Origin of the sequence: Methylocystis sp. (assembly GCF_051062815.1) — a bacterium.
GTDB lineage: Bacteria > Pseudomonadota > Alphaproteobacteria > Rhizobiales > Beijerinckiaceae > Methylocystis.
Genome location: NZ_JBPFDU010000061.1, coordinates 21,098 through 41,638, shown reverse-complemented (window position 1 = coordinate 41,638; position 20,541 = coordinate 21,098). Strand labels below are relative to the sequence as shown.

Below are 20,541 nucleotides of genomic sequence, written 5' to 3'. Positions count from 1 at the left end.
CGGCCGGCGAGACCGCCATATGTCGGAAATCCTTCCGTCAGGATGAGCAGGTTGCGGAAATCATCTGCCCAAGAATCATTGTTGCAGGCCAGAAATCCTCCGATATTTGCGAGCCCGTCCTTCTTTGCGCTCATCGTCGCCCCATCGGCGAATGAAAACATTTCCCGCGCAATTTCCAGCAGGCTCCGATCGGCGAAGCCCTGCTCGCGTTCTTTGATGAAGAATGCGTTTTCCGCAAAGCGGCATGCGTCGATGATCAGCGGAATGTTGCGCTTTTCCAAGATGTCCTTGACGCTCCGGACGTTTTCCATCGACACCGGTTGGCCTCCGCCGGTGTTGTTGGTCACTGTCAGCATGCAGAAAGGAATATTTCCGGCGCCTTCGACCTCGATCAACTGTTCGAGTCGCGCGAGGTCCATATTTCCCTTGAACCGTTTTTCAGAATGCAAATCGCGCGCTTCGGCCGACGGCAAGTCCGTCGCAACGGCGCCGACATATTCGATGTTCGCGCGCGTCGTATCGAAGTGACCGTTGTTGGGAACGACGTTCCCCTTTTTCAAACGCGTCGCGGCTAGAATGCGCTCGGCGGCGCGCCCCTGATGCGTCGGGAAAATATGTTTGAAGCCGGTAATCTCGCGCACGGTTCGCTCGAAGCGCCGCCAGGAGCGACTGCCGGCGTAGCTTTCGTCGCCGAGCATGAGAGCCGCCCATTGGCGGTCGGACATGGCGCCCGTGCCGCTGTCGGTCAGCAAGTCGATGGTGACGTGGTCGGCGTCCAAGAGGAAGACGTTGTTGAACGCCCTGGCGAGAAGGACTTCACGCTCGCTGCGCGTGGTGATGGGCAGCGCCTCGGTCATCTTGATGCGAAACGGCTCGATGATCGTTCTCACGGGAATGCTCGCGTTTGAAAGCCGAAACCGACCGGGCTGTCGGCCCACGTGCTCTTCAAATGGGCCTCATCGCACGGCTGGTCCACTTCCAGGCGCGAACTGCCGGCATCGCCGCTTCTTTCAGAGCGGCCTGCGAGCTTCTTTCTCTCTCGTAGATTTAAGCTTGGGGATCGTCGGGCGGTTCGTGCGCCTTCAGGCGTTCGCGCGTTTGACGCGGCAAGTGCATCGGGGCCGGCGGCGACGATCAATTGTGGGCGACTGCGTCGATCAACGGCGATCGTTACTGCTTCTCCCCGAGCCGTCCGAAAAACTTGCGAACCGAATTCGCGGTGCGCTTCAGAAAGGTGGAGAGGCCGTCGGTTTTCCGAGAGGCGTGACGGCTGGCGTTCCTGTCCTTGGCTTGCTGCTTGGGCTTGGCGTCCACGCCGGCATTGACGGCCCGGCGCTTTGACTCAGAGGCGTTTTGCTCCTGGTCGGGCCTGATCTGCTCACGCGATCGTTCCGGCGCCACGGCCGCAGGCTCCGCATTTGAATTTTTGTCCGGCTTTGCAGGCGAGGCGCCTTCCGTGGCGCGCGGAACGGGCGCCGGCAGAGTCGCCGCTGGCGCAGCCTCATTGCCATGGAGAGCCTTGTCTACCTGCTCACGCTCTCCGGATGGAGAGCGCGCATTGCTTCCCTGCTCGGCGCCCGGCGCAACAGGATTCTGTTTCGAGCTTTCTGGCGTTTCTGCCGGAGGCGCAGCGACGGTTGCGGCGTCGCTCCCCCCTGCCGGCGCGGCGCCGCTCGGATGTGTCGGCGCGTCATTTGTCGGCGCGCTCCCCTTCTCCATGGGCTTTGTCGCCGGGGCGTCCGAGGTCTCCGCCTTGGGCAATGCGGCTTTGCTGCGATTGACCGTTTCCTTTTTTGTCTGTGGCGACACGCTGGGCGCGTCGGCGCGATTGGTCGAATCGTCAGGGCCCCAGAGCGCTGTTTTGACGCCAATGACGGAAACCAAACCGCCAACAACGACGAGGCCGGAGATCATGATGATCCGGCCGGCGCGACTCGGCCGCTTGTCCAGATCCGTTCCGCCGTCGCGGCTGGCGAGAGATCCCGCCGCGTCTTGGTTCGCAGACCCGCGATCCTCGGACAGCCTGATGCGGCCAACGTCCGCCGCTTCTGCTTGATCCGGTCTAGCGATTGTTTCTTGTCGCCGTTCTTCTTGCTGGTGACGCTTGAAGCCTTCGATGAGCCAGTTATCGACGGGAACTTCCTTGCTTGCCGTATGCGCGCTACGGAATTGATGGCTCGCGGCTTTTGCGCGCTCTTCCTCTTGCCGGCGCCTGAAGGCTTCAGCGATCCAATTATTGCCGAATCCGTCGTGAGCGCGGCGCGTCTCGGCGATGTCCACATCGCCTGGGGAAGAGCCGCTCTCGCTGCTTCGCCGCGCGTCTTCGCGGCGTTTCAAGGCGCCCAGCGTCCAATCGCTTTCGAGAATTTCTTCCAAAATTTCATCCCCACTCACCGGCTCCGCTCCTGCGCTCATGGCTGCAGCGACGATCATCCGGGAACGCATGAGGTCTACACGAATGTTCAATGCTAACTGACTGACGGCGTGCGTCAATGATCCTGGCGCTGGACTCCGCCTGGGTCAGGTCGGAAGGACGCGCGAAATGAGCGCTCGAACAATTTCCTAACGCAAGCGTCGCTAAAACGACGAAGGGGCTCGATCGTAAGTTCAATGCCGAGCTTACGACGCGCCATGTGGACGCCATGTTGGACGCGATGTGGACGAGCCATGTGACGGTGGCGCAGAAACGGCCATTCGAGGTAAGCTCTCGCTGTAGCGGGAAGAGAAGTCCGGGAAGAAATAAGAGAGAGCGGGAACGCCACGGCGGCCGAGCGGCCGCGACCGACTGACGGCCACGACGGAAGCGAGTTCAGAAATTTAGACAAAAGGAAACAGACTATGCGGACTGTCCTCAAATTTTCGATTGCGCTCGCGTTTGTTGGAATCTCCCATCCCGCACTGGCGGCCCAGTGCGGACGCTCGGCGGCGGGCTTCGACAATTGGAAGCAGGAATTTGCCCAGGAGGCGCGCGGCCACGGCATAGGTCAGGCTGGCATCAGCGCGCTGATGGGCACCCATTACAACGCGGCGACGATTTCCGCCGATCGCGGCCAGAAGAGCTTCCGCCTTTCGCTCGACCAGTTCCTCGCCAAGCGCGGCGGCTCGGCCATCGTGTCGCGCGGCCGCGCGCTCAAGCGGTCCTACGGCGGACTCTTCGCCCAGATCGAGCAGCGCTACGGCGTGCCGCCGGGACCCCTTCTCGCGATCTGGGGAATGGAGACCGGCTTTGGCGCGGTGCATGGCAACCAGCACGCGCTGTCGGCCGTGGCGACGCTGGCCTACGACTGTCGCCGCTCCGACTATTTCACCGATCAGCTCTATGCCGCGCTGACATTGGTCGATCGGGGCGCGCTATCGCCGAACGCCCGCGGCTCCATGCATGGCGAGATCGGCCAGACTCAGTTCCTGCCGAAAAACATCCTGAATTACGGCGGAGGCGGCAATCTCGACAGCGCGGCGCCCGCGCTCAACGCCACGGCGAATTTCCTTCACGCCCATGGCTGGCGCGCCGGCGGCGGCTATCAGCCAGGCGAAAGCAATTTCGGGGCGATCCAGGCGTGGAATGCAGCTTCGGTCTATCAACGGGCGATTGCGCAGATTGGCAGACAGATCGACGGCGGCGGCGCCTACCAGTGACGCGCCAAGCCAAAAAAACGCCGGCGCAATCGGCGCCGGCGCACATTCCGAAAACGCCCAAGGCGAGGCGCTATCACTCAGCCGGAGTCGCCTCGGGTCCGTGATCCTCGTCTGGCGCGGTCGGCGGAGGCGGCGGCGGGGGTTTGTGAGCCTTGGCCGCGGCCGTCGTCTCACGACGGCGATGGACGAGATAGATTGCGAAGGCGGCGACCGTGCCGAGGCCGAGCGTAAGATAGATCGGCAGGTCGCGCATGAAGCTCTTTCCCACCGAGAAGGGGAAGCGCGACACCCAACGCTCTCCGTGATCGCCTGTGACGGTGACGATGCCGACGAAATACCCGGGGTCATTGAACGTATGTTCGAAATTGATGGTGCCCGTCGGATAGCTCTTGGGTTCCCGGTAGGCGACAGTGACGGCCTGGAGATCCTCGTTTTCCTTCTCCTCCCCGCCGACATCCTTGACGATGCGCAGCTCGACCTTCATGTCGCGCAGCTCTTCCTGCTCCGCGTCGAAAACCATGATGATCGGCCCGGTGGCCGGAATGTCCTCGCAGAATTCGTTCTTGGACGCTTCCGGCAGATAACCGGTGAAATTCATGATATCCGGGCCAATGAAGAGCCGGCACCGGCCTTCGGCCGCCCCCAAGCGCCCATGCGCCTCGGCCGGAGCGGGCGCGCCGGCGACCAGCGCCGCGACGCCAGCCGCGGCCAAAAAAATCGCGAGGCGAAAGCCTCTCGCGAAACGGCAAGCGTTCCGCGGCGTGAGGCGATCTTCACCCACGTCCGGCGCGGGATGCGCTTCCGGATTTCCACCATCACGCATGATGACCTCCTGGGTCTTCGTGTGACAAGAACACGCGACTCTCAGAAATGTTGCCTTTGCGCCGCACAGCCGCTCCCCCGTGAAGCTTACGCTCCAGGGAGCCGCTCTAACAACGCCTGAGGCTTGATGTTAGCGGATTTCGTCGCTTCAGCAAGGGTGCGACGATCAGTCGCTGTTTCCGCGCTGCGCAACGTGGCGGGCTCTTCCCGCGCGCGGCTCCGTCGGGATCGCCGGCGCTCGAACGAACGCCGCGCCGAGGAATCGATTTTGCAGCGCGAAATAAAATTGACCGAAATCAGAAAAAATATCGTAAGTCTACTCTCCGTCGTGAAAGCACCTTAACAAGAGTTCATTCGCAGAAAGCTTGCCACCCAATTAAGGCGGAGCCATATTCAGCGCGAGGCTGGGGTGCGCTTCCCATATAGCGAAACGCGGAACAGCCAACCAGACCAAGAGGATCACATGTCCAACTTCGACCGCAACACCAGCTTCGGCTACGGGCGCGGGGTCGCGCGGCCGACAACGGCTGAGATCGACCAGGGCCTGCGCGCCTATATGCTTGGCGTCTATAATTATATGACGCTCGGCCTCGGCGTGACCGGGCTCGTCGCGCTCGGCGTTTATATGCTCGCTGTCGCCAAGGTGGCGCCCGGCGCGATCGAGCTGACGTCGTTCGGCCACACGCTCTACGCCACGCCCCTGCGCTGGGTGGTGATTCTGTCGCCGCTGGCGTTCATTTTCTTCATGGGCGCGCGCGCGAACACGATTTCGGCGGCGACGGCCCGCAATCTCTTCATCGCCTTCGCGGCGGTGATGGGATTGTCGATGTCCTCGCTTTTGCTCATCTTCACGGGCGTATCGGTCGCGCGGGTATTCTTCATTACCGCCGCGGCGTTCGGTGGGCTGAGCCTATACGGCTACATGACGCAGCGGGATCTGTCGGCCTTCGGCTCCTTCCTGGTGATGGGCGTCTGGGGGCTCGTGATCGCCGGCCTCGTCAATCTGTTCCTGCAGTCGACCGGCCTGCAGTTCGCGCTGTCGATCATCGCGGTTCTGGTGTTCGCCGGCCTGACGGCCTGGGACACGCAGAACATCAAGGACATGTATTACAGCAGCGACAGCTATGAAGTCGCGCAGAAGAAGAGCGTTTTTGGCGCGCTCTCGCTCTATCTGGACTTCATCAACATGTTCCAGTCGCTGCTGTTCCTGTTCGGCCAGCGCAACAACTAAACGGTCGACCGGACCGATGAAGAGCCCCGCTTCGGCGGGGCTTCTTCTTGCGTACGCCTTTGCGGGACGGCCCGCCTGTGGCAGAAGCGCCGAGCGACCTAACGAGGACCCTTAATGGCGGACGTCACATTCCCGGCTGCTGCGGCGGCGGGATTACTGTCCTTCCTCTCCCCCTGCGTCCTGCCTCTGGTGCCGCCCTACCTGACCTATCTCGCCGGCGTCAGCATGGAGGATCTCGAACTCGAGACCCGCTCCCGCGCGCGGCGCGACATTCTGCTGTCGTCGATTCTGTTCGTTCTTGGCTTTACGACGGTCTTCGTCGCGCTTGGCGCGACGGCCAGCGCCTTCGGCGGCGTGCTGCGCGCCAATCTGCATATCCTGTCCTGGGTCGCGGGCGGGATTATCATTCTGATGGGCCTGCACTTTATCGGCCTGCTGAAAGTCAGCCTCTTGTATCGCGAGAAGCGCGCCGAGATCACGAAGCCGATAGGGCTTTTCGGCTCCTATGTCATGGGCCTCGCTTTCGCCTTCGGCTGGACGCCCTGCATCGGGCCGATCCTCGCCGCGATCCTCGCCGTCGCCGGAACGCAGGAGACGGTGGCGCTCGGCGCCGCTCTGCTCGCAACCTATTCGCTCGGCCTCGGTCTGCCTTTCATCCTGGCCGGCTTGGCGCTCGGCCGCTTCCTCGCTTTCGTCGCGCGTTTCCGCCGGCATTTCGGCAAAGTCGAAAAGGTCGTCGGCGTGCTGCTCGTCTTTACCGGCGTCGCCTTTCTCACAGGCGGCGTGCAGGAGATGTCCTATTGGCTACTGGAGCTGTTTCCCGGGCTCGCCAAGCTCGGATAGGCGGAACGCAAAACCCGCTCTATGACGAGCATCGGCTGCCGGAGATCGACCGGCTGCGCGGCCTCGTCATGGTCCTCATGGCGCTCGACCATATGCGCGACTTCTTCGACGCGGACGTCATGCGCTTCTCGCCGACGGATCTCGATCATACCTATCCTTTTCTGTTCTTCACGCGCTTCATCACGCATTTCTGCGCGCCGACCTTCACCGTTCTCGCCGGCGTGAGCGCCTATCTCTATGGCGTGAAGGTGAAAGACCCCGCGGCGCTTTCAAAGTTTCTCGCCGCGCGCGGCCTGTGGCTCATCCTGCTCGAAGTCGCCGTCATCAGCCCGATCTGGAGCATGGGCTGGGGCCGGATCGAACTGGCGACGCTTTGGGCGATCGGCTGCAGCCTCGTGGCGCTTGCCGCCCTCTCGCGCCTATCGCCGCGAATCGTGCTGCTCGTCGGCGTCGCGATCATCTTCGGCCATAACCTTCTCGATGGGATTCATGCCGCCGACCTCGGCGCGTTCGGACCGTGGTGGTCTCTGCTGCACGAACGCGGCAAACTGCCCTTCGGTGCGCCGGGCGGCGTCCTCTATCCGGCCCTTCCCTGGATTGGCGTCGGCGCGCTGGGTTACGGAATCGGGCCGCTGTTCCTCAAGCCGGCGATGATGCGCGACCGCACGCTCTATCTCGCCGGCGGCGCGGCGCTAGCGCTTTTCGTCGTGCTGCGATTCTCCAATCTCTACGGCGACCCGCGTCCCTGGAGCGTGCAGCGTGACTGGGTTTTCACCCTGCTCTCCTTTCTCAACGTCACGAAATATCCGCCCTCGCTTCTCTATCTTCTGGTGACGCTTGGCGGCGCGGCGTTGACGCTGCCGGCATTGGCGCGCGCCGGCGAAAAGATCGGCGAGGCGCTGACGGTCTTCGGCCGCACCCCGTTGTTCTTTTATGTCCTGCATCTTTACGTCGGCGCCTTCGCGGCGCTGGCGCTCACCTTGGCGCGCGGCTATTCCCTGCAGGACGTCGCGGCCTGGGCAAAAGGCGGGGGCCCGCCGCCGGAATTCGGCGCGGGGCTCGCGGGCGCTTACGTCGCGTGGATAGTGATTGTATTGGCGCTGTACCCGCTGTGCCGCTGGTTTGCGGAGGTGAAGCGCCGACGCCGCGATCTCTGGTGGCTGACGTATTTGTGACGAGGTGGCGTTAAATTGGCGCACGGCGTCGCCATTAAGGTTTCGGCGTAAGCCGCCTTGGTGGTCGCGCAGCGCGCTTGTATAGAGGAACCCGACCCAGGAGCGCCGGTTCCCGCTCATATGAGGTCTTACGCCAGAAGGCGGGAAAAACGGAATGCTTGAAAAGCTGGTCGCCTTTTGCCTCCGCTGGCCTTGGACAGTGGTTTTGCTCACTCTCTGTCTGACGGCGGGGGGCGTATATGTCACCGCTGAGCGGTTCGCCATCGATACGGAGACCGGAAATCTTTTCTCGCCAGATATCCCCTGGCGCAAGAATGAAGCGGCGCTCTACAAAGCCTTCCCGGACCTTCTCGACGTCATCGTCGTCGTCATCGACGGCAAGACCAGCGATGAGGCTGACGACGCCGCGAAACGCCTCAACGCGGCCCTGCAGGGCCAGCCCCTCCTGTCGCGCGTATGGCGCCCGGACGAGCACGAATTTTTCCGCAAGAACGGCCTGCTGTTCCTGCCGGTATCCGACATCGAAAAACATGTCGGCGTGATGATCGGCCAGCGCGACGTTCTTGAACCGCTCGCCGAAGATCCAAGTTTGCGCGGCCTGTCGAGCGTGCTCGTCGGCAACTTCAAGTCCGCTTCGGGCAGCGAACGCGCCATGAAACTGTACATCAACGGCGTCGAGGAGTTTTCCGCCGGGATCGAACAGGCGCTCGCTGGAAAGCAGGCGGAGGTCGACTGGGGCAAGCTGCTGGCGTCGGACGGAAGCGCGCCCGCCGCGCCTGAAATGGACAAGCGACGCATCGTGATCGCCAAGCCGGTCGTCGACTATTCCGACCTTCAGCCGGGCGCCGACGCGATCCAGCTGGTGCGAAAGACGGCGGCCGACCTGCATCTCGACGAAGAACACGGAGTCAAGCTGCGCTTGACGGGTCAGGTGCCGCTCGCGGACGACGAATTCGCCACCATCTCGGAAAACATGACTCTCAACACCACTGGCACGCTCGCCGTGGTGACGCTCATTCTGTTCGCCGCACTGCGTTCGCCAAAGCTGATTCTCGCGGTCCTCGCCACCTTGCTCGCTGGTCTCGCCATCACGTCGGGACTCGGGATCTTGATGATCGGCCGCTTCAACCTGATCTCGGTCGCCTTCGCCGCGCTGTTCATCGGGCTTGGAGTCGACTTCGGCATTCAGTTCGCGACCCGCTATCGCGAAGAACGGCACAACGACGACGATCTCGAACGCTCTCTGCTTTCCGCGACCCGGGGCATCGGCAGCTCGCTCACGCTCGCCGCGGTGTCGCTGCTCGCGGGATTTTTCTGCTTTCTGCCGACCTCGTTCAGCGGCGTGTCCGAACTTGGACTCATCGCGGGCGTCGGCATGATTGTCGCCTACATCGCGACTCTCACGTTCCTGCCGGCGGCGATCAAATTGCTGCGCCCGCGCGCGGAGCATGTGCCGATCGCGACCACGTCGCTCGCCGCCGTGGACCACTGGATCGCGCATCACAGGGCCTTCGTGCTGATCGCCACGGCGATCGTCGTGCTCGCCGGCATGCCGGCGCTGATGCATCTGACCTTCGACTCCAATCCGATGAATCTGCGCGACCAGAAGGTCGAATCGGTCGCGACTTTTCTCGATCTCTCCAAGGACCCCAAGACGGCCCCAAACAAGATCGAGGTGCTCGCGCCGTCGATCGAAGCCGCGCGCGAGATGGAAAAGAAGATCGAAGCGCTGCCTGAAGTCGATCACGTCGACTCGATCGACTCCTTGGTCCCCAAGGATCAGGACGACAAGCTCGCGCTCGTCGACATGGCGGTTTCGCAATTGCGCGGCGTGCTGAGTCCCAAGATGAAATCGCCGCCAAGCGACGCCCAGACCGTCAAGGCGCTGACGAACGCCGCCAAGGCGCTGCGCCGTGCGACGGCGAAGAAGCCCATCCCCGCCGTGACGCGCTTCGCCGACGACCTCGACGCTCTCGCCAAGGCGAGCCCGGAGACGCGCGCCACGGCGCGCCAGGCGGTGTTCGGCGGCTTCGACAAGATGCTCGGCGAAATCCGTCAGGCGCTGCAAGCGCAGCGCGTGACGATCGACACGCTACCCGAGGATTTGCGTCGCGACTGGATTTCCGACACCGGCCTGGTGCGCGTCGAGGTGACGCCCAAAGGCGACAGCAACGACCGTGTCGTCATGACCGAATTCGCCCAAGCGATGCAAGCAATCGCGCCGGACGCGAGTGGTCCGCCGGTGATTGTGTCGGAGGCGCAAAAAACCATTACGCGCGCGTTTCTCGAAGCTGGACTCTACGCCTTTATCGCGATCTTCATCATCTTGGCGGTGGCGCTGCGCAATCCGCTCGACGTCGCCTTGACGCTGGGCCCGCTGGTGCTCGCCGGCATCATGAGCCTTCAGGCCGCAGACTTACTCGGCATGTCGCTTAATTTCGCCAATATCATTGCGCTGCCGCTGATGTTTGGCGTCGGCGTCGCCTTCCATATCTATTATGTGATCGCTTGGCGAAAGGGCGTCGTTGATATGTTGGCGTCGAGCCTGACTCGCGCCATCTTTTTCAGTTCTCTAACGACGGGCACCGCTTTTGGCAGCTTGATTCTGTCGAGCCATCCAGGAACGGCGAGCATGGGCCAACTTCTCGCCATTGCGCTGTTCTTCACATTGCTCGCCGCCTTCATTATCGTGCCGGCGTTTCTTGGCCCGCCGCGCGCCCCAGCAACGGACGCGGAGGAGGCTTGACGGAGTCGGCGTTCCGCCGTTCGCTACTTTGAGCGAATCATATTCATCGCAACCGAACAGAGGTCCGGCGTCATGAGAAAAGCACTTCTACGCATCGCGATGGCGACGGCCCTCTGCGCCCCCACGGCGGCATACGCCGTCGACGCCGTTTACGGCGTCTGGGTTCGCGAAGGACATCCGAACGACAAGCTGGAATTCTACGACTGCTCGGGCAAGCTTTGCGCCAAGGGGATCGAGGCGATGCCAGACGGCTCACCGGCCCCGGAGGTCTTGCGCAACGCCGCCAAAACAACGCCCAACCACTGGGAGGGCGAGATCAATGATCCCGAGAGCGGCAAGACCTACATCGGCAAGATCGCGCTTGATTCGCCAACGTCGCTGACGATGACCGGCTGCCTCGTCGCCTTCCTCTGCCAAAGCGAGACCTGGACCAAGGTTTCCGGCCCGACCAAGCCGGCGGCCGACGCCAAGCCCGCCGGACAGCCTGCCGCCAAAACGGCCGCGCCCGCGCCGGACGCGAAGGAGCCTGCTGCGGCGAAACCCGCAGCCCACGAGCCAGCGTCCAAGGAGACGGCGAAGCCTGCAGCCAAGGCGACGAAACCGGCGAAAGGCAAGACGACAGCCCCGCCAGCCCAAACGGAATAGCGGCGCGCTCCAGCGCGCGGCGGGGACGGCCTTACCGATAGGTAACTTGACCGTCGCGGCGCGCCGCGCGAGCTTAGAATTCACAGCTTTTCGCGCGTTGACGGCCATCGCGCGCCTCCCCCGCCGCCGCTTAGAGGCCCGCAACTCGTCGCTCGTCAGGTCTTCGGTCGAGCGATGCGAGTTTGCGAGTTACAGAGACGAGCGACGGGCCTTCCCCACGCCTCCACTGGCGCTTAAGGAAGAGGACGCTCAGGCCGTTCCCGCGGTTCCTCTGGAGACGTCTGCTACTTGACCGCGCCCGCTCCGTCTCGCTCTTTTCGACCAGCGCTGGCGGCCGCCGCGACGCTCGCGGCGGCGCTTGCCGGCTGCGATCTTGAGTGGGACAAGCCCGATCTGTCGGCGCCGCCGCCGGCGCGGTTCATAGAGGCGAAGCCGCATCCGCAGCCGCCGATTTCCGGGGGACGGGATTTCGCCGTCAAATTCGGCTCGAAGGAGCTGACCGGGCTCGTCGAGCGCGCGCTCGACGACAACCTCGACATCGCGGCGGCGATCGCCCGCATCACCCAAGCCGACGCTCAGGCGCGCATTTCAAGCGCCGCGCAATGGCCGTCGGTCTCCATGACGAATATCGCCCGCACGACGCGGACTCCCGGCACGACGATCAACGTCGGCTCCGCAAGCGGCGGATTTAATCCGGCCACCACGTCGAGCTCGAGTTCGACCTCTACCTCGAGCTCCGGGTTCCGCGCGCGCAACTTCGGCTTTTTCCAGCTTGGCCTGACCGCGAGCTATGAAGTGGACTTCTGGGGCAAGAACGAGGACGCCTCCATGGCCGGGCGCATCCTCGCCAACGTCTCGCGCTTCGACCGCGACGTCGTCGAAATTTCGACCGTCGCCGCCGTGCTGAACGCCTATTTCCAGGTGCTCACGGCGCAGGATCGTCTGCGCATCGCCCGCCAGAACGTCACGATCGCCCAGCAGGTCATGGACGCCATCAACGCAAGGCTCGAAGTGGGCGTGGCGACCGTGCTCGACACGTCGCAACAGCTAACCATCCTTGCCCAGCAACAGGCGACGATTCCACCGCTCGAACAGACCCTGCGCCAGACCCGCAACAATCTTGCAGTGCTGCTCGGACAGACGCCCGAAAGCATGACCATCAGGGGCGGTTCGCTGACTCGGTTGAGCTTTCCTCGGATTGCGCCGGGTCTGCCGTCGGAAGTGCTGCTACGCCGACCCGACGTGGCCGAGGCGGAAGCGCGACTCGTGTCGCAGGAATTTTCAGTGTTGCAGGCGCGGGCCGCCTTTTTCCCGTCTCTAACCTTGACCAGCCTCTATGGCTTCCAGAGCGCGCTGCTCTCGACGCTGCTTTTGCGGCCGGACGCCATCGCCATACAGCTCGCCGGGACGATCACGCAGCCGGTGTTCGACGGATGGAATCTGCAGGGGCAATATGACCTGCAGAAAGGCCGCTACTCGGAACTCGCGGCGCTTTACCGCAAGCAAATTCTGACGGCGTTGTCCGATACCGAGAACGCGCTGATTGCAATACGCGAGACGGACCGCCAGATGAAGTTCCTGAGCGTCGCGGTGACCGCCGCCCGCCGCGCATTGGAGGCGGCGGAAATGACTCTGCGGGAAGGGACAATCGACATCGTGACGCTGGCGCAGACGCAAACGAGTTATTTCCAGACGCAGGAACAGCTCGCCATCGCGCGGCTCTCTCATTTTCAGGCGGCGACGAGCCTCTATCAAGCGCTCGGCGGCGGCTGGGGGCCGACGACCCGCGAAATCGAGATCGCCCGCTCCAACGCGGCCTATGAGGCCGACAGGGGACCATGGCCATGACCCGCGTCAGCCGAAGGACGCTGCTCGCGATCGGCGCGCTCGCGCTCGCCGTCGCCCTGGGCTGGGCGTATCAGGCCGGAAAGATTCCCGGATTCGGCGCCAGGGACCAGGGTCCCGGCGCGGCGCGTTCCGGCGGTCCGCGCGGCGATCGCATCGTTACGGTGACGGCGGCGAAGTCGCGTCTCGACGACGTTCCCGTGACCATTGACGCCGTCGGCACCGTGCAGGCGCTCAACACGGTGACGATCCGCACGCAGGTCGACGGGCGGCTGCTGCGCCTCACCTTCACCGAGGGACAGGACGTCCGCAAGGGCGACATCTTGGCCGAAATCGATCCGGCGCTCTATCAGGCGCAATATGATCAGGCGGTCGCCAAGAAGGCGCAGGACGAGGCCAATCTCGCCAACGCCCGCGTCGATCTCGCGCGCTATGAAAGGCTCGTCGTCGGCAATTTTGCGTCCAAGCAGCAGCACGCCACCCAGAAGGCGACCGTCGCTCAGCTCGAAGCGCTGGTGCGGGCCGACAAGGCGGCGATCGACAACGCCAAGACGACGCTCGACTATGCGACGATCCGCTCGCCGATCGACGGTCGCGCCGGCATCCGCCTTGTCGACGTCGGCAATATTCTGCATGCCTCGGACCAGACCGGCATTGTCGTCATCACGCAACTCAAGCCGATCTATGTCGTATTCACCCTGCCTCAGCAGGCGCTGCCCGCGGTGCAGAAGGCGCAGGCTCAAGGAAGGGCCAAGGTCTCGGCGCTCGGTCCGGACAATGTGACGCCGATCGAAATCGGAGAGCTGAGCGTCATCGATAATCAGATCGACCCGCAGACGGGAACGGTGCGCATTAAAGCGACCTTTGCGAATCAAACGCTGTCGCTCTGGCCCGGCCAATTCGTCAATGTGCGTCTGATGCTCGACACGCTGAAAAATGTTATCGTGACCCCGAGTCCAGCGGTGCAGCGTGGGCCGAACGGGGCTTTCGTCTATGTGGCGGGCCCTGACGATATCGCGACAATGCGCGAGGTGACGACGGGTCGCCAGGACGAGAAAATCGCCGTCATCGCTTCGGGGCTTCAGCCCGGCGAGGTCGTCATCACAAGCGGCTTCTCCCGGCTGACGGACGGCGCAAAAATTCAGATCATGAATGCGCCCTCGGCTGCAAGCGCCGAAGATGTCGGGGCCAGCGGCGAAGACCAGCGCTCAAACGCGGCGCGCAGCGCGCCGACCCGACGCACGCGAGGTAATCGAACGCAAAGATGAACGTATCTGCGCCCTTCATCCGCCGGCCGGTGGCGACGTCGCTCTTGGCGTTCGCCGTTCTGCTGTTTGGCGTGATGGGGTATTTGCGACTTCCCGTCTCGCCGCTTCCGCAGGTCGATTTTCCGACCATTCAGGTGACGACGCAGCTCCCCGGCGGCAATCCCGATACGATCGCATCGCTGGTGACGGCGTCGCTCGAACGGCAGTTCGGCCAGATCCCGTCGCTGACCAGCATGTCGTCGCAGAGCTCTTTCGGGCTTTCGCAGATCACGCTGCAATTCGATCTCGATCGCAACATCGACGCGGCCGCGCAAGACGTTCAGGCGGCGATCAACGCCGCCGCCTCGACGCTGCCGCGCAATCTCCCCTATCCGCCCGTTTACGCCAAGGTTAATCCCGCCGACACGCCAATCCTGACGCTGACGCTGCGTTCAAAGACCGCCACCCTGCGCGATTTGAGCGATCGCGCCGATACGCTGATCGCGCCGCAGCTCTCGCAGGTCTCCGGAGTCGGCCGCGTGTCGGTGCAGGGCGGCGTCCGGCCGGCCGTGCGCATTCAGGCCGATCTTGCGCGCCTGGCGGCCAATCGCATCGGCATGGAGGATTTGCGCCTCGCCATCGCCGCGGCAAACATCGCCGGCGCCAAGGGCTCGCTTGACGGCAGGCGACAGTCTTACATGCTGGACGCCAACGACCAGATTCTGCACGCGAGTCAGTACAACGACATCATCGTCGCCTGGCGCAACGGCGCGCCGGTGATGCTTCGCGACGTGGCTCAGGTCATCGACGGACTGGAGAATGCGCGCGTCGGCGGCTGGCACAATGGCGAGCAGACGGTCGTTCTCGACGTGTTGCGCCAGCCCGGCGCCAACATCATCAACACCGTCGAGCTGGTCAAGAGCGAACTGCCGCAGATTCAGCGGGCGCTTCCCGCCGGCATGTCTCTGGAGATCGTCAACGACCGCACCGTAACGATCCGCGCCTCGATTTTCGAGGTGCAGCTGACGCTTGTCATCGCCTCGGCGCTCGTCGTGCTCGTCGTGTTGATGTTCCTGCGGAGCTGGCGGGCGACGGTCATCGCCGGCGTCAGCCTGCCGCTCTCGATCATCGCCACATTCGCGATCATGTGGGCTGCGGGCTTCTCGCTCGACAATCTGTCGCTGATGGCGCTGACCATCGGCACGGGCTTCATCGTCGACGACGCGATCGTGATGATCGAGAACATCGTGCGCAATATCGAGGAAGGCAAAGCCCCACGCCAGGCCGCGCTCGACGGCGCGCGCCAAATCGGATTCACGGTCGTATCGCTCACCGTCTCGCTTATCGCCGTCTTTATACCGCTGCTGTTCATGACCGGCATCGTCGGACGGATGTTCCGCGAATTCGCGCTGACGTTGACGATCGCCGTCGTCATTTCGGCAGTGATCTCGCTAACGCTGACGCCAATGCTTTGTGCGGCGCTGCTGCGGATGTCGCCGCCGCGGGGACAATCGCGATGGGAGACGCTTTCGCTGGCGCTTGATCGCGCTTATCACGTCTCGCTCGATTGGGCGCTCAAGCGCGAGAGATTCATGCTTGCGCTCACCGTCGCGACTCTGGCGCTCACCGTCGCGCTCTACGCCGTTATTCCCAAAGGCTTCCTGCCGCGACAGGACACCGGCGTGCTGTCGGTGGTTTTAGAGGCCTCGTCGGACGCGTCCTTCGACAAGATGACGGCGCTACAGGCGAAGATCGCCGAAGAGTTTCGCCGCGACCCGGACGTGAGCGGCGTGACATCGGTGCTGGGCGTCGGCCCCCTCAATGCGACGACCAATGTCGCGCGGCTCACCGTGATGCTGCGTCCGCATGACGAGCGCCGGGAGAACGCCGAAAAGATCGCCGACCGTCTGAAGGCGGCGGGCGAACAAACGCCGGGCGTCACGCTTTACGTCCAGCCGGTTCAAGACATCCAGATTACGACGCGGCCAAGCCGATCCCAGTTTCAATATACGCTGACCGCCGCTGACGGCGGCGAATTGCTGACATGGTCCGGCCGATTGCTCGATCGACTGCGCACGACCCCAGGCTTGCGTAACGTCGCCGCCGAAACGCAGGAGGGCGGTTTGCGCACGCTCATGCGAATCGACCGCGATAAAATGGGGCGGCTCGGCATTACGGCGCAAAATGTCGACGACGCGCTGAACGACGCCTTTGGGCAGCGACAGATTTCGATGATTTACACGCAGTCGAATCAATATCGCGTCATTCTTGAAGCTGCGCCTCAATATCTCCGCGACCCGTCGGCTTTGGAGAAGCTTTATGTCGCGCCGCTTGGCGGCGGACCGCAGACGCCGCTTGCGACTTTTGCGCGCCTGGAAAATCTTTCCGCGCCGCTTTCCGTCGCGCATCAGGATCAGTTTCCAGCCTCGACAATCAGTTTCGATCTTGCCGAAGGCTATTCGCTTGGCGACGCGGTGAAAATGATCGCCAACGCGGAAGCCGCAGTCGGCATGCCGTCGTCAATCGTCGGCGTATTCAGCGCCGACGCCGCCGAATTCAACAAGTCGCTGGCGAGCCAACCCTGGCTCATTCTCGCGGCGATCGTGTCGATCTATATCGTGCTCGGCGTTCTTTACGAAAGCTTCGCCCATCCCTTCACCGTCCTGACGACTCTGCCTTCGGCGGGCGTTGGCGCGCTGCTCGCGCTGCTCGCCTTCCACATCGAAATGTCCATTGTCGCGCTGATCGGCGTCGTTCTGCTGATGGGCATCGTCAAGAAGAACGCGATCATGATGATCGACTTCGCGCTGGACGCCGAGCGCGATGAGGGACTCTCGGCGCGTGACGCGATCGTGCGCGCCTGCCATCTGCGCTTCCGTCCCATCATGATGACGACGCTTGCCGCGCTCTTCGGCGCGCTGCCGCTCGCGCTCTCGCATGGGCCGGGCAGCGAACTGCGCATTCCGCTCGGCGTCGCGATCATCGGCGGCCTGCTGCTCTCGCAGGCGCTGACGCTTTACACGACGCCGGTCATCTATCTCGCCGTGGAGCGGCTGCGCGTCCGGCTCTCGCCGCCGGCCGAGCCGCCCGCCGCCGAGGAGTTTGAACCGATCGGCCAACTGCCGAAGCCGCCAACCCGCGAGGCCGCCGAGTGAACGTCTCCGCGCCCTTCATCAAGCGGCCGGTCGGAACGACGCTGCTTGCCGGCGCGTTGTTTCTGCTGGGAGCCGTCGCCTATTTTTTCCTGCCCGTCGCGAGCCTGCCGGAGGTGGATTTTCCGATCATCGGCATCTCCGCCCAGCGCCCGGGCGCTGATCCGCGGACGATGGCGGCGTCGGTCGCGGCGCCGCTCGAACGTCGCCTGTCCACCATCTCCGGCCTGAATGAGTTGACTTCGACCAATTCGCTCGGTTCGACTCAGATCATCGCCCAGTTCGACATCTCGCGGCCGATCGACGCCGCGGCGCGCGACGTGCAGGCGGCGCTTAACGCCGCGCTCACCGACCTGCCGACCGATCTGCCAACGATGCCGACCTATCGAAAGGCAAGCCAATCCAGCATGCCCGTGCTCGTGCTGGCGATGACCTCCGACACCTTGCCGACGAGCGCCATTTTCGATGCCGTCGACTCCGTGATGCTGCAGCGCGTTTCGCAGGTTCCGGGCGTCGGCGAGGCGCGCCTCGCCGGCGCCGAGCAGCCAGCGATCCGCGTCCAGGTCGACAGCGCGCGGCTCGCCGCCATGGGGCTCGGCGTCGACGCCGTCGCCAGTGCGCTCAACGCCGCCAACGCCCACTCCTCCGTAGGGGCGCTCGGCGGCGATACGAGGGAGATCACGCTCGCCACGACCGATCAGCTGTCGACGCCTGACGATTATCGCAACATCGTCATCGCATCGCGCAACGGGGCGGTGGTCAAGCTCGGCGACGTCGCCACGGTCGAGCGCGGCGTAAAAAACCGCAACGCCGCCGGCTGGTTCAACGGCAAGCCCGCCGTGCTGCTTATCGTCACCAAACAACCCAACGCCAATGTGATCGAAACGGTCGATCAGATTAAGGCGCTGTTGCCGCGGCTTCAGGAATGGATACCGAGCGGCATCAAGATCAACGTGCTCGCCGACCGCACGCAAACGATTCGCGCCAGCATTCATGACATTCAGCGCACGCTGGCGATCTCCGTCCTGCTGGTGATGATGGTCGTCTACGTATTTCTGCGCCGTTCGACGCCGGTCATAGCCGCCGGCGTCACCGTGCCCCTTTCTCTGGTCGGCACTTGCGCGGCGATGTGGGCCGCCGGTTTTTCGCTCGATAATCTATCGCTGATGGCCCTGACCGTCTCGGTCGGCTTCGTCGTCGACGACGCTATCGTCATGATCGAAAACATCCAAAGCAACGCCGAGCGCGGTCTGAGCCGCATGGAAGCGGCGCTGGTGGGCGCGAAGCAGATCGGCTTCACCGTCCTTTCGATCAGCCTCTCGCTCGTCGCCGTTTTTATACCGCTGCTCTTCATGGAAGGCGTGATGGGCCGGCTGCTGCGCGAATTCTCCTGGACGCTGACGTTCGCGATTGCGATTTCAACGGTCATCTCCCTGACAGTGACGCCGATGATCTGCGCGCGCTTGCCTGCGCATCGCGAGAAGCCGCCATCGCGCTTCGATCGGATCGTCGAAGGCGCTCTCGACACGGTCGTCGATCTGTATGCGCGCAGCCTGCGGCCGGTGATCGATCATCCGTGGGCCACCCTTATTGTCGTGGTCGTCTCGATCGCCTGGACGGTGCGTCTCTACGAGACGATCCCCAAGGGCACGCTGCCCCAAGACGATATCGGCCTGATCAATGGAACCACCGAGGCGTCTGGCGACGTGTCTTTCGCCGAGATGGAGCGGCTGCAAAGGCTCGCGTCCGACACGCTGCTCGCTGATCCGGATGTGGCCAATGTCGGCTCGTTCATCGGCGCGAAAAGCTTGACCGCCTCGATGAATCAGGGCCGGCTGTTCGTCGCCTTGAAGCCGGCGGACGAACGGCGTGCGTCGAGCAAGGAGGTGATCGCGCGCCTGCGCGGCCAATTCGCGAAAATCCCCGGCCTCAGCGTGTTCATGGTGCCTTCGCAGGATCTGCGAAAGGGCGGGCGGATGAGCAAGTCGCAATATCAGTTCACTCTGTCGAGTCCGTCTGTCGAAACTCTCGAGACGTGGCGCGACAAGGTGGTGGCGCGCCTAAAGCAGGCGCCCGAGCTTGTCGACGTGACCACCGATCAGGAGCGCGGCGGCCTTCGCGCCAAAATCGTCATCGATCGCAACGCCGCCTCCCGTATGAATGTGCAGATCGCCGCCATCGACGCGGCGCTGAATAGCGCGTTCGGCCAGCGGCAGGACGCGATCATCTATACTCAGCGCAACCAATATCGCGTGATCTACGAAACGCCGCCCGAACGGCAGCGAGACATTCGCGACCTCGCCGGAGTCTACGTGACGTCGACGACCGGCGCGCAGATTCCGCTGACCGCGCTCGCCCATATCGAGCGCAGCTCGACGCCGCTCGTCGTCAATCATCAGGGCGTGGTGCCGGCGACGACCATTTCCTACAATGTCGCGCCCGGCTATAGTCTCGACGCGACCGTCGCGGCGATCGAAAAGGCGATTGCGGAACTCAATCCGCCGGGCGGACTGCGCGCCGAATTCGCAGGCGACGTCGCGGATTTCCGCAAGGTGGCGGCGGGAATGGCGGCGCTGATCCTTGCCGCTCTGCTTTCGGTCTACATCATTCTCGGCATTCTCTACGAAAGCCTCATTCATCCGATCACGATCATCTCGACGCTGCCGTCCGCAGGTCTCGGCGCGCTACTGTCGCTTGAACTCTTCGGCGTCGAATTCACCATCATCGCCTTCATCGGCATTTTGCTGCTGATCGGCATCGTCAAGAAGAATGGCATCATGCTCGTCGACTTCGCCTTGCAGGCGGAGCGCGACGGCGGCATGTCCGTGCATGACGCGGCGCTCGCGGCGGCGCGCGAACGCTTCCGTCCCATTCTGATGACGACGCTCGCCGCGATTTTCGGCGCGCTGCCGCTCGCCTTCGCGACCGGGATCGGCGCCGAACTCCGGCGTCCGCTCGGCATCACCATCGTCGGCGGATTGCTGCTCAGCCAGGCGCTGACGCTCTACACGACGCCAGTGATCTATCTGCTGATGAGCAGGCTTAGGCGCAAAAAACCGGCGACGCCGGCGCACCAGCGCATCACGCCGCTAAAAGCCCACGGCGCTTGACGTTAGAGCGCGCCGCGAAAAAGAGGACGCCGGTTTTTCGCGTACAGCGCGCTCTAAGTTTTTGGAATCGATCACGTCATCTGCGTTTA

At 63.4% G+C, this 20,541-nt stretch carries 13 protein-coding genes; 10 read left to right on the top strand and 3 right to left on the bottom strand.

The window, feature by feature from the left end:
- Nucleotides 1-890 (bottom strand): tryptophanase (locus ACR65W_RS10055; RefSeq protein WP_434502619.1); only part of this gene is annotated, 890 nt, incomplete at its 3' end.
- 280 nt (nt 891-1,170) lie between these two features.
- On the bottom strand, nt 1,171-2,394 hold the full coding sequence (locus tag ACR65W_RS10050) for a hypothetical protein (protein ID WP_434500182.1): 1,224 nt from the start codon (nt 2,392-2,394) through the stop codon (nt 1,171-1,173).
- 444 nt (nt 2,395-2,838) lie between these two features.
- Here ACR65W_RS10050 and ACR65W_RS10045 point away from each other — a divergent pair, with 444 nt between their 5' ends.
- The gene (locus ACR65W_RS10045) at nt 2,839-3,636 is read left to right on the top strand and encodes a lytic murein transglycosylase (RefSeq protein WP_434500181.1); all 798 of its coding nucleotides are present in this window, start codon (nt 2,839-2,841) and stop codon (nt 3,634-3,636) included.
- Between the two features lie 73 nt (nt 3,637-3,709).
- On the opposite strand, the gene ACR65W_RS10040 is transcribed toward ACR65W_RS10045, so the two are convergent.
- Nucleotides 3,710-4,459 carry a hypothetical protein gene (locus ACR65W_RS10040; protein ID WP_434500180.1) on the bottom strand — a complete coding sequence of 250 codons (750 nt, stop codon included), beginning with the start codon at nt 4,457-4,459 and terminating at the stop codon, nt 3,710-3,712.
- A gap of 462 nt (nt 4,460-4,921) precedes the next feature.
- Here ACR65W_RS10040 and ACR65W_RS10035 point away from each other — a divergent pair, with 462 nt between their 5' ends.
- The 9 genes from ACR65W_RS10035 (at nt 4,922) to ACR65W_RS09995 (ending at nt 20,452) form a co-directional block, all read left to right on the top strand.
- Entirely contained in the window at nt 4,922-5,689 is a 768-nt protein-coding gene (locus ACR65W_RS10035) for a Bax inhibitor-1/YccA family protein (RefSeq protein ID WP_434500179.1), read from the top strand.
- 114 nt (nt 5,690-5,803) lie between these two features.
- On the top strand, nt 5,804-6,532 hold the full coding sequence (locus tag ACR65W_RS10030) for a cytochrome c biogenesis CcdA family protein (protein ID WP_434500178.1): 729 nt from the start codon (nt 5,804-5,806) through the stop codon (nt 6,530-6,532).
- Complete coding sequence (locus ACR65W_RS10025; RefSeq protein WP_434500177.1) at nt 6,490-7,707, top strand: DUF1624 domain-containing protein; 1,218 nt, start codon at nt 6,490-6,492, stop codon at nt 7,705-7,707. The genes ACR65W_RS10030 and ACR65W_RS10025 overlap by 43 nt, the downstream gene beginning before the upstream one ends.
- Before the next feature lie 154 nt (nt 7,708-7,861).
- Entirely contained in the window at nt 7,862-10,453 is a 2,592-nt protein-coding gene (locus ACR65W_RS10020) for an MMPL family transporter (RefSeq protein WP_434500176.1), read from the top strand.
- Nucleotides 10,454-10,525: 72 nt separating this feature from the next.
- Nucleotides 10,526-11,098, top strand: coding sequence for a DUF2147 domain-containing protein (locus tag ACR65W_RS10015; RefSeq protein ID WP_434500175.1), 573 nt, complete (start codon nt 10,526-10,528; stop codon nt 11,096-11,098).
- A 288-nt stretch (nt 11,099-11,386) separates the two neighbouring features.
- Nucleotides 11,387-12,946 carry an efflux transporter outer membrane subunit gene (locus ACR65W_RS10010; protein ID WP_434500174.1) on the top strand — a complete coding sequence of 520 codons (1,560 nt, stop codon included), beginning with the start codon at nt 11,387-11,389 and terminating at the stop codon, nt 12,944-12,946.
- Entirely contained in the window at nt 12,943-14,211 is a 1,269-nt protein-coding gene (locus ACR65W_RS10005; protein WP_434500173.1) for an efflux RND transporter periplasmic adaptor subunit, read from the top strand. The genes ACR65W_RS10010 and ACR65W_RS10005 overlap by 4 nt, the downstream gene beginning before the upstream one ends.
- Entirely contained in the window at nt 14,208-17,345 is a 3,138-nt protein-coding gene (locus ACR65W_RS10000) for an efflux RND transporter permease subunit (protein WP_434500172.1), read from the top strand. The genes ACR65W_RS10005 and ACR65W_RS10000 overlap by 4 nt, the downstream gene beginning before the upstream one ends.
- Entirely contained in the window at nt 17,342-20,452 is a 3,111-nt protein-coding gene (locus ACR65W_RS09995; RefSeq protein WP_434500171.1) for an efflux RND transporter permease subunit, read from the top strand. The genes ACR65W_RS10000 and ACR65W_RS09995 overlap by 4 nt, the downstream gene beginning before the upstream one ends.
- Nucleotides 20,453-20,541 lie beyond the last annotated feature (89 nt).

What these genes read in the sequence shown, in the direction of transcription:
- ACR65W_RS10045 (WP_434500181.1), top strand. Translation starts at nt 2,839, where the DNA reads ATGCGGACTGTCCTCAAATTTTCGATTGCGCTCGCGTTTGTTGGAATC.
- ACR65W_RS10040 (WP_434500180.1), bottom strand. Translation starts at nt 4,459, where the DNA reads ATGCGTGATGGTGGAAATCCGGAAGCGCATCCCGCGCCGGACGTGGGT.
- ACR65W_RS10035 (WP_434500179.1), top strand. Translation starts at nt 4,922, where the DNA reads ATGTCCAACTTCGACCGCAACACCAGCTTCGGCTACGGGCGCGGGGTC.
- ACR65W_RS10030 (WP_434500178.1), top strand. Translation starts at nt 5,804, where the DNA reads ATGGCGGACGTCACATTCCCGGCTGCTGCGGCGGCGGGATTACTGTCC.
- ACR65W_RS10020 (WP_434500176.1), top strand. Translation starts at nt 7,862, where the DNA reads ATGCTTGAAAAGCTGGTCGCCTTTTGCCTCCGCTGGCCTTGGACAGTG.
- ACR65W_RS10015 (WP_434500175.1), top strand. Translation starts at nt 10,526, where the DNA reads ATGAGAAAAGCACTTCTACGCATCGCGATGGCGACGGCCCTCTGCGCC.
- ACR65W_RS10005 (WP_434500173.1), top strand. Translation starts at nt 12,943, where the DNA reads ATGACCCGCGTCAGCCGAAGGACGCTGCTCGCGATCGGCGCGCTCGCG.
- ACR65W_RS10000 (WP_434500172.1), top strand. Translation starts at nt 14,208, where the DNA reads ATGAACGTATCTGCGCCCTTCATCCGCCGGCCGGTGGCGACGTCGCTC.